Raw genomic sequence first — 14,440 nt, forward strand, 5'->3', positions numbered from 1 at the left:
CAGATGGCCATGCCGCTGCGACAGTCCATCAGGGTCGGGACCTATCTCTTCGAACAGAAGCTCCGGAAGCGCGAGAAGTTCCCTCTGATCGTCGAACTGGAGCCCCTCTACGCCTGCAACCTGAAGTGCGAGGGCTGCGGAAAGATCCAGCACCCCGCCGGGGTGCTCAAGCAGCGCATGCCGGTCGCCCAGGCGGTCGGCGCCGTCCTGGAGTCCGGCGCGCCGATGGTGTCCATCGCCGGCGGCGAGCCGCTGATGCACCCGCAGATCCACGAGATCGTCCGCCAGCTGGTGGCCCGCCGGAAGTACGTCTTCCTCTGCACCAACGCCCTGCTGCTGCGCAAGAAGCTCGGCGACTTCACCCCCTCGCCGTACTTCGCCTTCGCCGTCCACATCGACGGTCTGCGCGAACGGCACGACGAGTCGGTCGCCAAGGAAGGCGTCTTCGACGAGGCGGTGGCCGCCATCAAGGAGGCCAAGCGGCGCGGATTCCGCGTCACCACCAACTCGACCTTCTTCAACACCGACACCCCGCAGACCGTCATCGAGGTCCTCGACTACCTCAACGACGACCTCCAGGTCGACGAAATGATGATCTCACCCGCCTATGCCTACGAAAAGGCACCCGACCAGGAACACTTCCTGGGCGTCGAACAGACCCGCGACCTCTTCCGCAAGGCATTCGCGGGCGGCAACCGGCGGCGCTGGCGCCTCAACCACTCGCCGCTGTTCCTGGACTTCCTGGAGGGCAAAGCCGATTTCCCGTGCACGGCCTGGGCCATCCCGAATTACTCCCTCTTCGGATGGCAGCGCCCCTGCTATCTGATGAGCGACGGCTACGTGCCGACGTACCGGGAACTCGTCGAGGACACCGACTGGGACGCGTACGGCCGCGGCAAGGACCCGCGCTGCGCGAATTGCATGGCGCACTGCGGCTACGAGCCGACCGCGGTGCTCGCGACGATGGGATCGCTGAAGGAGTCCCTGCGCGCCGCCCGCGAAACCGCCTCGGGGAGCAGGGAGAAGCGGTGACCGGCAGCCCGGGGTTCGACCTCCGCGCCCTGCTGGCCGAGCGGGGTGCGGAACGGTACGAACTGCACGCCAGGCACCTGAACCACCAACTTCCGCGCATGCTGCGCACCATCGGCTTCGACAAGGTCTACGTCCGGGCCGAGGGCGCCCACTTCTGGGACGCCGAGGGCAACGACTACCTGGACATGCTGGCCGGGTTCGGGGTGATGGGCCTGGGCCGCCACCACCCCGTGGTCCGCCGCGCCCTGCACGACGTCCTGGACGCCCAGCTCGCCGACCTCACCCGGTTCGACTGCCAGCCGCTGCCGGGGCTGCTCGCCGAGAAGCTGCTGTCGTACAGCCCGCACCTGGACCGGGTGTTCTTCGGCAACAGCGGGACGGAGGCGGTGGAGACCGCGCTGAAGTTCGCCCGGTACGCCACCGGCCGGCCCAGGGTGCTCTACTGCGACCACGCCTTCCACGGGCTCACCACCGGCTCGCTCTCGGTCAACGGGGAGGGCGGGTTCCGGGACGGCTTCGCCCCGCTGCTGCCCGACACGAAGATCGCCCTCGGTGACCTGGCCGCGCTGGAGCGGGAGCTGCGGAAGGGCGACGTGGCGGCCTTCGTGGTGGAGCCGATCCAGGGCAAGGGGGTGCACGCGGCACCGCCCGGATTCCTCCGGGCGGCCCAGGAACTGCTGCACCGGCACAAGGCCCTGCTCATCGCGGACGAGGTGCAGACCGGGCTCGGACGCACCGGGGACTTCTACGCGTACCAGCACGAGAAGGGCGTGGAACCGGACCTGGTGTGCGTGGCCAAGGCGCTCTCGGGCGGATACGTGCCGGTCGGGGCCACCCTCGGGCGGGAGTGGATCTTCCGGAAGGTCTACTCGTCCATGGACCGGGTGCTCGTCCACTCGGCCAGCTTCGGCTCCAACGCGCAGGCGATGGCGGCGGGCCTGGCGGTGCTCTCGGTGATGGAGGACGAGGGGATCGTGGACCGCGCCCGGGCGACGGGCGACCTGCTGCGGGGGCGGCTCGCCGCGCTGGTGGACGAGTACGAGCTGCTCTACGAGGTCCGCGGGCGAGGGCTCATGATCGGCATCGAGTTCGGGCGCCCGTCCTCGCTCGGGCTGCGCAGCCGCTGGGCGATGCTGCAGGCCGCCCGGAAGGGGCTGTTCGCCCAGATGGTGGTGGTTCCGCTGCTGCGGAAGCACCGGATCCTCACCCAGGTCTCCGGGGACCACCTGGAGGTCATCAAGCTCATTCCGCCGCTGATCGTCGACGAGCGGGACGTGGAGCGGTTCGTCACCGCGTTCCGGGACGTCATGGACGAGGCGCACCAGGGCGGCGGGCTGATGTGGGAGTTCGGCCGGACGCTGGTGAAGCAGGCCGTCGCCAACCGGTGACGGCCCGCTCCGGCCTGCCGGCGCGTCAGACGTCGTGCGTCAGACGAGGAGCCGCGTGCGCAGGGTGTCGAGGGTCCCGGGCGTGAGCCCGAGGCCCCCGGCCAGGTAGCCGTCCACGCCGCCCCAGGTCTCCTCGATGGTGTCGAACGCGGCCGTGAGGTACTCGGCGCGGGCGTCGAACAGCGGGGCGAGCAGTTCCATCACCTCGGGCGAGCGGGCTTCCGGGGTGTCGCCGCTGCGGCGGATCCGGTAGCGGCGGTGCGGGGCGTTGGATTCCAGGTAGTCCGCCAGGATCGCCTCACGCCCGACGCCGAGCGCGAGCAGGGTGACCGCGACGGAGACCCCGGCCCGGTCCTTGCCTGCCGCGCAGTGCAGCAGGGCGGGCACGCTGTCCGCGGCCAGGGCGTGCACCACCCGGCTGTGCTCGGCGGTCCGGGTCAGGACCGACTGCCGGTAGGAGCGGGTCATGCGTTCCGCGGCCCGGCCCTCGCCGAGCAGCGCGCGCAGCTGGGTCAGGTCGCCGTCGCGGACCATCCTCCAGAACTCCTTGCCGTCCGCCGGGTCGGAGAGAGGAATGTTGACATTCCGGACACCCGGCAGCTCGACGTCGGGGCCCTCCAGTGCCCGGTCCGCGGCGTTGCGGAAGTCGAAGATCGTGTGGAGTTTGAGCGATGCGAGAAACTCTGTATCGGTTTCGGTGGCATGCGCCAGATGTCCGCTTCGGAACAGAACTCCCGATCTGACCCTCCGTCCATCGGAGGCTGACAAGCCGCCCACATCACGGAAGTTGCGCACTCCGGACAGTTCGGGCTCAGTGGACGGGGTGCCGGGTATCTGCTGAGTCACACGCACTCCTCCGCGTCGGTGGTGCTCGTGAGCAGGATCATACGGTGACGTTGAGTGGCTGACCGCGGAACTCCAATTCCCTACTCCGTAAGGGTGTTGCGGATGCGGAATGGACGCAGGGTGACCGGAATTCCGTTGATCCATTGCCCCGGTGATTCATTCGCGGAAATTCGCAGCTTGTTCGGTGCGCCCGAACTGCATTACGGTCAGCCCCGATCCGGGTGGAACGCCGAATCCTGCCGCCGCCCGGGAAACCGCAACCAGACCATTCACGTGTACGGCAGGAGCGGGGGAACCAGGTAGGCCGCCGTCCGGATCTTTGATTCCGGACGGCTCGGGGTTAAGCCGTGGTAACGGCCGGACATCTCCAGTCCGAACCCGACAGCTCACCCCGCAGGCGACGGAGAGGAATGCGCCATGCCCGGAAAGGGTAAGCACCGCCGTCCCAAGTCCCGCCCGATATCCCGCGGTTTCGTCGCGGCCGGCACCGGCGGCGCGGCGCTCGCGCTCCCGCTGCTGGGTGCCACCTCCGCGAACGCGGTCGAGCTCCCGGCCGCGCCCACCGTCACCGCACTCCCCGCGCAGGCTCCGGCCGCCGCCCCGGTCCAGGCGGTGCCCGCCTCCCTGCGGCAGGCCCCCTCCGTCTACACCGTGGTGTCGGGTGACTGCCTGTCGCAGATCGCCCAGGACCAGGACATTCCGGGCGGATGGCCCAGCCTCTACGCCGGCAACCGCGAGGCCGTGGGCTCCAACCCGGACCTGATCCGCCCCGGCCTGCGGCTCACCCTGAGCGGCGCGGACGGTGCGGACGCCGGGCAGGCCGAGGCCCCCGCCGAGCAGCCGGCGGCCCCCGAGGCCGAGGCGCCCGAGGAGGAGGTCCCGGCCCCGCAGGAGGAGGCCCCGCAGGCGGCCGCCCCGCAGCCGTCCGCCCCCAAGTCCGCCGCGCCGCAGCGGACCACGACCGGCACCGCCTCCCGCAGTGAGCGCGCGGCCGCCCCGGCGAGCGCCGCCGGCTTCGTGGCCCCGGTCATCGCCGGCATCAACACCCCGTACAAGGCGAGCGGCAGCATGTGGGCCAGCGGTACCCACACCGGTGTCGACTTCGGCGCGACCTTCGGCACCAGCGTCAAGGCGGTCGGCGCGGGCACCGTGGTCTCGGCCGGCTGGGCCGGCTCGTACGGCAACGAGGTCATCATCCGGCACGCGGACGGGCACTACTCGCAGTACGGCCACATGTCCCAGCTGTCCGTCTCGGTCGGCCAGACCGTCACCGCCGGCCAGGAGGTCGGCCTGGTCGGCTCCACCGGCAACTCCACGGGCCCGCACCTGCACTTCGAGATCCGCACCACGCAGAGCTACGGCTCGGACATCGACCCGCTGGCCTACCTCCGCTCGAAGGGCGTCTCCGTCTGACGGGACCCGGGGGATGCCGCACGCGCGGCGGAGGTGACCGGGGCCGGGATTCCGAGGGGGATTCCCGGCCCCGGTCGCATGCCGGGGCCTATTCCGCCCGTCCGGGTGGCAAAGATCACGGTCCGTCAACCCCTGGCTACGGTCGCGTAGGTCACAGGTGTCGGGGAAAGATAAGGCGTCGTGGCAGGCGACGACTCGACGAACTCGACATTTCAGACCATTGGCTCGTATACGGCGCTCGGCGACAGCTTCACGGAGGGTGTGGGGGACCCGGGACCGGGGGACACCTTCGTCGGCTGGGCCGACCGGCTCGCCGTACTCCTGGCCGACCGACGCGAAGAGCACGACTTCCGTTACGCCAACCTCGCCGTACGGGGGCGACTGCTGGACCAGATCGTGGCCGAGCAGGTCCCGCGGGCCAAGGAGCTCGCGCCCGACCTGGTCAGCTTCTGTGCCGGCGGCAACGACATCATCCGGCCGGGCAGTGACCCGGACGACGTGGCCGAGCGGTTCGAGGCGGCCGTGGCCGACCTCACCTCCTCCGTCGGCCTGGTCATGATCACCACGGGCTTCGACACCCGCGGGGTGCCCGTGCTCCGGCACCTGCGCGGCAAGGTGGCGACGTACACAGCGCACGTCCGCGCGATCGCGGACCGGTACGGCTGCCCGGTGCTCGACCTCTGGTCGCTGAAGTCCGTACAGGACCGCCGCGCCTGGGACGACGACCGGCTGCACCTGTCCCCCGAGGGGCACACCCGGGTCGCGCTGCGCGCCGCCCAGGTGCTCGGCCTGGAGGTGCCCGCGGACCCCGACCAGCCGTGGCCGCCCACGGCACCGCGCGGCTCGGCGGAGGTCACCCGGGACAACATCCAGTGGGCGCGCGAGCACCTCGTGCCCTGGATCGGGCGGCGCCTGCGGGGCGAGTCCTCCGGGGATCATGTGGAACCCAAGCGGCCCGACCTGCTGCCCCTGTGACCACGGGGACGGGGGCTGCCCGCGGAATCCTCCGGGGTGGGTGTGCGTTGGGAAGGGCAGAGTACGTTCGGAGGGCGACGTACGCACCGATGTCCCTACCCTCCCCACCGTCCCAGGAGGCGCCTTGACCGGCTCCCGTCCCCTGCGTCCGCGGCTGCGCGAGATGCGGCCCGAAGCCTTCGGCGCGGATCCGTCCGGCGAACGGCTGGAGCGGATCCGCCGCTCCCCGAACTTCGCCGACGGCGTCTTCCAGAACCCGGTCGGAGCCCGGACCCGGCCATCCGGCTCCACGCTGGAGTTCGCCAAGATCTACTTCCACCGGGAGAGCCGGATGGCGCGCGCTCCGCGCGAGCGCATCCCGGTCCACCCGACCACCCTGGCCGACCTGGCGAAACCGCCGGTCAGCGGTCTGCGGCTGACCTGGATGGGGCACTCCAGCGTGCTCGCCGAGATCGACGGGCGGAGGGTGCTGTTCGACCCGGTCTGGGGAGAGCGGTGCTCGCCCTTCCCGTTCGCCGGGCCGAAGCGCCTCCACCCGGTGCCGGTGCCGCTGGCCGCGCTGGGGCCGGTGGACGCCGTGGTGATCTCCCACGACCACTACGACCACCTGGACCTGCCGACGATCAAGGGGCTGGCCGGCACCGACACGTTCTTCGTGGTCCCCCTCGGGGTCGGCGCCCACCTGGAGCACTGGGGCGTGTCCGCGGACCGGATCCGCGAGCTCGACTGGAACGAGACCGCCAAGATCGCCGGGCTCTCGCTCACCGCGACCCCCGCCCGGCATTTCTGCGGCCGCGGCCTGCGCAACCAGCAGCACACCCTGTGGGCCTCCTGGGTGGTCGCAGGTGACGAGCACCGCATCTACCACAGCGGGGACACCGGCTACTTCCCCGGCTTCAAGGAGATCGGCGCCGAGCACGGCCCGTTCGACGCCACCATGATCCAGATCGGCGCGTACAGCGAGTACTGGCCGGACATCCACATGACCCCGGAGGAGGGTGTCCAGGCGCACCTCGACCTTCAGGGCGGCGTCCCGCACGGAGCCCTGCTGCCGATCCACTGGGGCACCTTCAACCTGGCCCTGCACCCGTGGGCCGAACCGGGGGAGTGGACGGTCGACGCCGCGGAGGAGGCCGGCCAGCCGGTGGCGCTCCCGCGTCCCGGTGAGCCCTTCGAGCCCGCCGGCGCGCTGCCCGTGGATCCGTGGTGGCGCCGGATCACCCGTCCGATCGCACACCCGTGGCGTCTCCCGAAGCCGGTGGGGCCGACGCCGAGCGAGCCCCTGGCCGGCGATCTCGACCTGGCGGGCGAGCGGTGACACCGGCTGCGGAGCCGAGTCGGGCGGCTCACTGACGGGGCTGACTGAGTCCCGAGGGGCGCGAGCGGGTCGTCCGTGGCACCGACGGGTCCGCTCACGCCGAGCCGCGGAACCGTCATGGCGTCTTCGTTCCCGTTCCGTCTTCGAACGCGGTGACCTGGGGTGGTCGTGCAGACGCGGAACGTGTGGCCGTAGAGCGGCATGGCACCAGATGGTCGACTCGATCCTGGCGTCTCATGCACTCACTGATCACGAGCGCCCGGGGCCATGGCACCCGGGCGCCCGGCGTGTCCCCAGGCGTGGAGGACGGTCAGTTCTGGCGTGAGAGGGGCGGCGGCGCCGGGAGGCGGTGGCCGGCGCCCGCGGCGGCCGGGGTGGTGGCCGAGTGGTGGGTCCGTGCGGCCAGTCGCCGATGAGGCGGGTTGCCCGCCCGGCGTTGTCCAGGACCACGGCCGGACCGTCTCTGCCGCCCCGACCGGGGCGAAGCGGCCGGGCTCGAATCAACCAACCGTATCCGTAAGGGAGTTGGACCTCTCCCGTACGCGTTGACGGTCAGTCGAGGATGCATCCGGCCGGCCGTGGTGGCTGGAAAAAATCGGCAGATGTGAACGCCCATTCGATGTAGCGTGCCGCAGATCACGCCGGGGGGCGTCGTTCTCCTCGGCCCGTGCTGACCGGGAGGACACGTGAAACGCACACTCATGCCCGTAACGCTCGGAGCGGCCGCACTGACGCTCGTGCTGGGCATCGCACCCGGTGTTGCCGCACCTCGGCCCGACGGCCCCACGCCCTCGCAGTCCGGGCAGGAAGCGGCCGCCCCGTACAAGGCCCTCGACCGCTCCGCCTGGACCGTGAAGCCCGGACCGCTTCCCGCCGGGCTCGATGCCACATCCCCGGCCGACGACGTCATACCCGTGGTCGCGGAACGCCTCCACGAGTTGGGGGCGGCCCGCGGATTCGCCCGCCAGGAAACCGACTATCCGGGCCGGGCGGTCACCGTCCTGTGGAAGGGCACGCCCCCGGCCGACGTCACCGCCTACGCCGACAGCCGCCCCTACGGCGTCAAGGTCACGATCCGCAGCGGCGCGAAGTATTCCCGAGCCGAAGCCGAAGCCGCCCGCACACGGCTGCTCAACCACCCCGCCGCTGCCCGCCTCGGCATCACCTGGAGCGAGCTGAACGCCGACGGCAGCGGCGTCACCGTGGGCGTCGCCGCCCGTATCCGGGCCGCCGTCGACCCCGTGCCGGAGCTGCGCACCGCGGCCCGCATCCCGGACGTAGCGCTGAAACTCGGCGTCGAGAGGGTGGCCGGCGACGCCCTGTTCTCCCGGGGCAACGACTCCCCGCCGTGGAAGGGCGGCATCCGCACCGCCCACGGCGGCAGCCTGTGTTCCACCGGTTTCGCCGTGCTGGCCGGGTCCACCGGAAAACTCATCAGCGCGAGCCACTGTGACCGTTCCGGAAACCTGGCCGTGCGGGACGGGGCCGGGCAGACCATCGCCCCCGGCGGGACCTCCGTCGCGACGATCGACAGCATCGACTCGATGCTGATCGACCCCTCCAGCTCGCCCGCCACCACGCCGAGCATCTTCCGTGGCGGCCACTCCTCCACCTCCACATCGCTGGTGAAGGGCTGGTACTCCAACTGGCCGGGCGACCCGGTGTGCTCCTCGGGCGCCAGCACGGGCGAGCACTGCGGCACCGTCTACGACGACTCCGACGTCTACGTGGACGAGAACGGGGTGAGGGTCGGCGTCATCCAGGTCGCGGCCCCGGCCGGTCAGATCATGGGCGGCCAGGGCGACAGCGGCGGCCCGATGTTCAAGAAGGTGACCGGCGGCGTGCAGGCCCGGGGAATCCTCATCAGTGCGGACATCACGGCGGGCTCCATGACCACCTCGTGCGGTTCCGTGGCCCCCGACGCCTCGGGCATCCTCTGCTCGCGGTGGGTCAACTACGTGCCGATCAGCACCATCCTGAACACGTGGGGCGTGCAGCTGGAAGTCGGCTGACAGACGGCCGTGCCGCCGTACGGAACCCGTGCGGCGGCACGGCCGTCCCACCCGGGAGCGCACACCAGTCGTGCGTCTGGCGAACGGACGGGATGCGATGACAGACCAGCTCGGCACGCCGACGAGAAGGACCGTGCACCGTGGCGTAGCGGCCGTGGCGGGAATCCTGCTGCTGGCGGGGGTCACCGGCTGCGGGTCGCCCACCGGCCAACCCCGGGCGGACCGGACACCGGAGGCGGTCCCCGTCACGGGGAAGACGACCGGCACGGCCGAGAACCCCGGGACGTCACCCCGGATGATCCTGCGCGGAAAGGACGAACCCACGGCCGGCCTGCTGGCGCTCCTACCGGGAACGCTGGTGGTCACGGACAAGAACTGCGTAGCCGTGAAGTCGGACTCCGACGGAGGAATCGTCGCCCTCAACTGGGGGTACGGATGGACGGCCCGGGTCGAGGACGGCAAGGCCGTCGTATCCGACGCGCACGGGAAGGTCTTCGCGAGAGAGGGCGACAAGGTGAGCCTGGGCGGAGGGACGTCCTCCCGGTTCGCCGACCACCCGTGCGCCGGACACAGCATGTTCGCGGTCAACGACGCACCCACCGACACGTAGAGCCGCCACGCCCCAGGCACGACACCTCCCTTGCGGATGCTGTTGGTTGATGCGGGCCCGGCCGCTTCGCCCCGCCGTCATGCCGGCGGGGCGAAGTGTGCACGGCGGGGACATCCGGCACCTGGCTAGATGTGGGTGCTCCACAGCTGGATGGTGCCGTCGTTGCCCGCGGCTGCGAGGATCTCGCCGTCGGGGCTGAATGCCGCGGAGGAGACCCCGGCCGCGCCGTCGGTGTCCACACTCAGGACGCCGGCGGCCTCACGTTTCCGCACGTTCCACAGGGTCACGGCGCTGCCCCCGCCCCCGTCTTTGGCCTGGTGGCCGGATCGCGGGTTCCCGTCGTGCTGCTCGGGCGTCCAGGTCCGCTCTACCTGCGGAAAGGCGGTCCGCGGCGATCGTCTGCCCGGCCCGCTCGACCGTGGGGGCGGCCCGGGGCCACACTGGAGGAGAGATCCGTTTCGCTCCTCCGGGAGCGGCACGGAAGGAGGCATTTCATGCATCCCCTCGCCATCGCCGGTGCGGCCGCCGGCAAGCTGGCCCATTACGCGGTGTGCGGTGTGGTGGGCGCACTCATCATCAAGAAGCTGCCCGACGCCGCGCCCACCGCGCGTAAGGCGCTGGTCGGCGGCATCGCGGGCGGCATCGTGGCGAGCCGGTGGCTGAACTCGGCTGCCGAGGAGGCCCGGCTGAAGGCCGGGGACGTGCTCGCGGAGGCCCGTACCTCCCTGGGCGAGGAGGTCCCGCCGCCCTCCGCGGTGAAAGTCGACCACGACGACCACGGCCACGAGCACTGATCATGTCCGCGGTAGTGGTCCGCTCGGTGGCGACGGGGCGGGCCCGGTTGATCGTCCCCTGGCTGCGCGACCGGCCAGGCTGCGCCGGCCTCGTGGACGATCGGCTGGCGGGCCTCAGCGGCTTCAGGGCCCTGCGGATCTTCCCGCGCACCGGCAGCGTCGTGATCTGGGTGGCGCCCGAGGAGCAGGACGTGGACGCCCTGGTCGCCGCCCTCGAAGAGGCCCCGCCCCCATCGGCCCCCGCCAAGGCCACCAGATCGGTCCCCGACTCCTCCACCAGCGAGATCGCCCGCCTCGTCGTGGGCGGGGCAGTCCTCGCCTTCGTCGCACTTCGCCGCATCCTCGCCCGGCCCCGCATCGGCATCGGCTCCTCCGGACTCCTCGGCGTGATCACCGTCTTCACCGGTCTGCCGTTCTTCCGGGGCGCGCTGCGCACCCTGCGCGGCAGGAGCAGCCCTGGCACCGACACGCTCGTCACCGCCGCGACCGTCATCTCCCTGGTCCTGCGGGAGAACGTGGTCGCGCTGACCGTGCTGTGGCTGCTGAACATCGGTGAGTTCCTCCAGACCCTCACCCTGCGCCGCACCCGCCGCGCGATCGAGGACCTGCTCACCATCGGCGAGGAGCGGGTCTGGCTGGTCCGGGGCGAGGGCGTAGAGGTCGAGGTCGGACTGGAGGAACTGGAGGTCGGTGACGTCGTCGCCGTGTACGAGCACCACCGCATCCCCGTCGACGGACATGTGGTGGGCGGCGAGGCCCTGATCGACCAGGCCGCCGTCACCGGCGAGGCACTCCCCGTCTACGCACACGAGGGTGCCCACGTCTACGCGGGCACCATCGTCACCTCCGGCTCCTTGACCGTCCGAGCCGATTCCGTCGGCCGGGACACCACCGTCGGCCGGATCATCACCCGGGTCGAGGAAGCCCAGACCGACCGCGCGCCGATCCAGACCGTCGCCACCCGCTTCACCCAGCGCTTCGTCCCGGTCTCCTTCGCCCTGGCGGCCCTGACGTACGTCGTCACACGCGACGCGCGGCGGGCGATGACCATGCTGCTGATCGCCTGCCCCTGCGCCGCCGGCCTGGCCACTCCGACCGCCATCAGCGCCGCCATCGGCAACGGAGCCCGCCGCGGCACCCTGATCAAGGGCGGTACCCACCTGGAGGGGATCGGGCGGGTCACGGCCGTGGTCTTCGACAAGACCGGCACCCTCACCTTCGGCCGGCCCCTCGTCACCAGCGTGGTCACTGTGAGCGAACGCTTCGGCGCCGACCAGGTGCTCAGCCTGGCGGCCTCCGGCGAGCTGCACGCCCGCCACCCGCTCGCCCAGGCCATCGTCGCCCACACCGAGGAGCAACACCTGCACGTGCCGCTCCACCAGGCCTGCGAGGTCGTCCTCGGCATGGGCATGCGCGCCGAACTCGACGGCACCCGCCTGCTCGTGGGCAGCCCCGCGCTGCTGCGCCGGCACGGCATCGACCTCACCGAGGAAGCCCAGGGATGGACCGACCACCTTCGCCAGAGCGGCGAGACCGTCATCTGCCTGGCCCTCGACCAGGACCTCATCGGCCTGCTCGGAGTCTCCGACGCCGTACGCGCCGGCGCCGACATCGTCGTACAGCAGCTGCGCGACCTCGGCGTCTCACGCCTGCTCCTCCTCACCGGCGACGCACCCGAGACCGCCCAGGTCGTCGCCGACGCCCTCGGCATCACCGAAGTCCACGCCCACGCCCTCCCCGAGGCCAAGCTTCAGATCATCCGCGACCTCCAGGCAGAAGGCCACGTGGTCGCCATGGTCGGCGACGGCACCAACGACGCCCCCGCCCTCGCACTGGCCGACGTCGGCATCACCATGGGCGAGCACTCCTCCCATGTAGCGCTGGAAACAGCCGACATCGCCCTCGCGGGCAACGACCTGCGCCAGGTGGCGGCCGTCGTGGAACTCAGCCGCCACACGCTGCGCGTGGTACGGCAGAACTACGGTCTCGCCATCGGCGTCAACCTGCTCGGCCTGGTCGCCGGCGCCGGCGGCTCGATCAACCCGGTGCTCGCCGCCCTGCTGCACAACACCAGCAGCATCGCCGTCGTCGGAAACTCCGCCCGGCTGGTCAATCACACCCCGCACCTGCCGCCCGTAGGAGCGGAGTTCCTGCACGCCGCGCCGCTGGAGGAACGCAGGGTGAAGTGAACTCCGGTGGCATGGGTGTCGCGGGCACGATTGGTGCAGCCAACGCCTACGTCACCGGCACCACGCTCGCGATAGTCGGCGGCGCGGCACTGGTGTGACCCAGATACCATCCGGGCCATCAACGCCGCTGAAAATGTGGCCAACCGGAACGAAGTCCGAAAAGCCCACGGGGAACAGGGTTGAAAGTGAACTTCAGCGTTACTCGAGAGAAACTGATCGAGGTCTATGGTCTCCGCGACGTTACCTACGTTCCCCATCAGGGTGCCACTGGCCTTGATGTTCGCACGGCCAACTTCCTGAGTCGGGTCGGGTTGCCGACGTCAGAGGTGTTCACCTCCCGCATGGATGTGGAAGACCTCTACCGGCCTGAGATTGACGCGATCACGATCGGATCCCGATTCGACCACCATGGGCTCCAGTGCCCCGACGAGAGTCGCTCGTGGTGGAGCCTGGGCTACTTGTTCACCTCGCTGTTGGCTTTGGACCCGGCCTCGGGAAAGGTGTATGCCTTCCCTGAAGGCGCCGTCGACTACATCGAGCTGCACCGGGACATCGAGTCCCTGGTGTTCGCCTTGATCGAGCTCCGCAAGGTGGAGATCGACCACGACAACGAAGCCGACCCGGAAGAGCTCGCCTCACGCTTCCGTGCGACCGTCGAGGCTTTCGACCCAACACCGTTCGCCGACGAAGAATCCCAGTGGAGTCTTTCCATGGAAGAGCTCGAACACGGGATCTGGTGACGCTACACCTCCTCCAACACCTCCTCCAACACCTCCTCCAACACCTCATGCGGTCGTGTTACGGTCGGCTCGTTTGTCGGGTTGTCAGGGGGGAACTGTGCGATTCGTGCGTGAATACGGTGCCGCCGTGGCGGTGGTGGTCACCATCGCGGCGTCAGGATCCGGGGCCATGGTGTCTCCGGCAGTGGCGGCGTCCTCGGTGTTCGACTTCCAGGTGGATCCGCCCAACGCGCCGGACGTGTACAAGGACGTTCCCGGTACCGAGGTCGTGTTCGACGCGGCCGCGGGGGAGAAGTCCTACCTGTGGTCGCGCCGCCTGTCCGCCGTCCCGGTGACGGAGCTGAAGGCGGGCGAGAACATCGGGGTGACGTTTGCCGTGCGCTGTCAGTACGCGAACGGCCAGTCGCTGCCACAAGGCACGGAGAGCGGTGCCTACTGGGCGGCGAACCTGGTCCCGCCGGGCGAATCCGCCCTGAACCCGGGCCTGCGCTGGCTGTTCCAGGCGCCGACCTCCGGCACCTACCGGTGCCGGCTGTCGGTCGTGGGCTACTCCAGTGTCGTCAACCCCGGCCGCCAGGTGACCATGCGTGTCCCCGCCGGTGCCGAACTGGGGATCCTGCCCATGGCCGTGGCGACCCGCTGGACTCTGCCCGACGCATCCGCCACGACGGTGGCGCGCGGCACGACGGCCACCACCCTCGGCTACACGTACGTCCCGGCAGCAGGCGGGCGCACCACGATCGTGCAGGACGCCAACCTCACCACCTGCGTCGCAGGCAGCCGCATTTGCGGCGGCGGCACGGACGCCTACAGCGGTACCACTGCCGAGACCTGGATCGAGGCCCAGCCCCAGCAGCCCGACGGGACCCCGTGTGGCGGGCCGGTCAAGGGCCCGGTTGCCAAATGGAAGATCTCCGACGCGAAGCACCACCAAAGCGCCACGAACACCCTGAACCTCACCAGCGACCAGTTGGGCGGCTGCACCAGGATCCGCGCCACCCTCAAGGTGAGGAACGTCGACGGCAACCCCGTCCGGATTCACGCGGGCCACGCTTCGGAGGGCATCGCGGCCACTCACGGCCTCGCCTACACCCTCTGAACAACGCGGCAGACGAACCCGTCC

The 14,440-nt window shown here is 70.5% G+C and carries 13 protein-coding genes and 1 riboswitch; of the genes, 11 read left to right on the plus strand and 2 right to left on the minus strand.

The window, feature by feature from the left end:
• The first annotated feature begins 3 nt into the window (after nt 1-3).
• The gene (gene hpnH / locus ACGFQ9_RS04980; RefSeq protein WP_393571262.1) at nt 4-1,032 is read left to right on the plus strand and encodes an adenosyl-hopene transferase HpnH; all 1,029 of its coding nucleotides are present in this window, start codon (nt 4-6) and stop codon (nt 1,030-1,032) included.
• Complete coding sequence (locus tag ACGFQ9_RS04985) at nt 1,029-2,420, plus strand: aspartate aminotransferase family protein (RefSeq protein WP_393571264.1); 1,392 nt, start codon at nt 1,029-1,031, stop codon at nt 2,418-2,420. Before hpnH ends, ACGFQ9_RS04985 begins: the two co-directional genes overlap by 4 nt.
• 39 nt (nt 2,421-2,459) lie before the next feature.
• Here ACGFQ9_RS04985 and ACGFQ9_RS04990 read toward each other — a convergent pair whose 3' ends face one another.
• The gene (locus ACGFQ9_RS04990) at nt 2,460-3,266 is read right to left on the minus strand and encodes a tyrosine-protein phosphatase (RefSeq protein ID WP_393571266.1); all 807 of its coding nucleotides are present in this window, start codon (nt 3,264-3,266) and stop codon (nt 2,460-2,462) included.
• Nucleotides 3,267-3,483: 217 nt separating this feature from the next.
• Nucleotides 3,484-3,679, plus strand: a riboswitch (cyclic di-AMP (ydaO/yuaA leader).
• A gap of 4 nt (nt 3,680-3,683) precedes the next feature.
• On the opposite strand from ACGFQ9_RS04990, the gene ACGFQ9_RS04995 reads away from it, so the two are divergent.
• The 5 genes from ACGFQ9_RS04995 (at nt 3,684) to ACGFQ9_RS05015 (ending at nt 9,594) form a co-directional block, all read left to right on the plus strand.
• Nucleotides 3,684-4,679 (plus strand): peptidoglycan DD-metalloendopeptidase family protein, encoded by a 996-nt coding sequence (locus ACGFQ9_RS04995; RefSeq protein WP_393571268.1) that lies wholly within the window; start codon nt 3,684-3,686, stop codon nt 4,677-4,679.
• A gap of 180 nt (nt 4,680-4,859) precedes the next feature.
• On the plus strand, nt 4,860-5,654 hold the full coding sequence (locus ACGFQ9_RS05000) for an SGNH/GDSL hydrolase family protein (protein ID WP_393571270.1): 795 nt from the start codon (nt 4,860-4,862) through the stop codon (nt 5,652-5,654).
• A 163-nt stretch (nt 5,655-5,817) separates the two neighbouring features.
• Nucleotides 5,818-6,972 (plus strand): MBL fold metallo-hydrolase, encoded by a 1,155-nt coding sequence (locus ACGFQ9_RS05005; RefSeq protein WP_393571863.1) that lies wholly within the window; start codon nt 5,818-5,820, stop codon nt 6,970-6,972.
• Nucleotides 6,973-7,658: 686 nt separating this feature from the next.
• Nucleotides 7,659-8,984, plus strand: a complete 1,326-nt coding sequence (locus ACGFQ9_RS05010; protein ID WP_393571271.1) for a hypothetical protein — start codon at nt 7,659-7,661, stop codon at nt 8,982-8,984.
• Between the two features lie 97 nt (nt 8,985-9,081).
• The gene (locus ACGFQ9_RS05015; protein WP_393571273.1) at nt 9,082-9,594 is read left to right on the plus strand and encodes a hypothetical protein; all 513 of its coding nucleotides are present in this window, start codon (nt 9,082-9,084) and stop codon (nt 9,592-9,594) included.
• Between the two features lie 125 nt (nt 9,595-9,719).
• On the opposite strand, the gene ACGFQ9_RS05020 is transcribed toward ACGFQ9_RS05015, so the two are convergent.
• Complete coding sequence (locus tag ACGFQ9_RS05020) at nt 9,720-9,866, minus strand: WD40 repeat domain-containing protein (protein ID WP_393571275.1); 147 nt, start codon at nt 9,864-9,866, stop codon at nt 9,720-9,722.
• A gap of 222 nt (nt 9,867-10,088) precedes the next feature.
• On the opposite strand from ACGFQ9_RS05020, the gene ACGFQ9_RS05025 reads away from it, so the two are divergent.
• From ACGFQ9_RS05025 to ACGFQ9_RS05040, 4 genes are all read left to right on the plus strand, one after another.
• Nucleotides 10,089-10,388, plus strand: a complete 300-nt coding sequence (locus tag ACGFQ9_RS05025; protein ID WP_393571277.1) for a DUF1490 family protein — start codon at nt 10,089-10,091, stop codon at nt 10,386-10,388.
• A gap of 2 nt (nt 10,389-10,390) precedes the next feature.
• Nucleotides 10,391-12,577 (plus strand): heavy metal translocating P-type ATPase, encoded by a 2,187-nt coding sequence (locus ACGFQ9_RS05030; RefSeq protein WP_393571279.1) that lies wholly within the window; start codon nt 10,391-10,393, stop codon nt 12,575-12,577.
• A 185-nt stretch (nt 12,578-12,762) separates the two neighbouring features.
• Nucleotides 12,763-13,317, plus strand: coding sequence for an SUKH-4 family immunity protein (locus ACGFQ9_RS05035; protein ID WP_393571281.1), 555 nt, complete (start codon nt 12,763-12,765; stop codon nt 13,315-13,317).
• 106 nt (nt 13,318-13,423) lie between these two features.
• Nucleotides 13,424-14,416 (plus strand): hypothetical protein, encoded by a 993-nt coding sequence (locus ACGFQ9_RS05040; RefSeq protein WP_393571283.1) that lies wholly within the window; start codon nt 13,424-13,426, stop codon nt 14,414-14,416.
• Nucleotides 14,417-14,440 lie beyond the last annotated feature (24 nt).

It is taken from the genome of Streptomyces sp. NPDC048603 (assembly GCF_043199475.1).
Classification (GTDB): Bacteria; Actinomycetota; Actinomycetes; order Streptomycetales; family Streptomycetaceae; genus Streptomyces.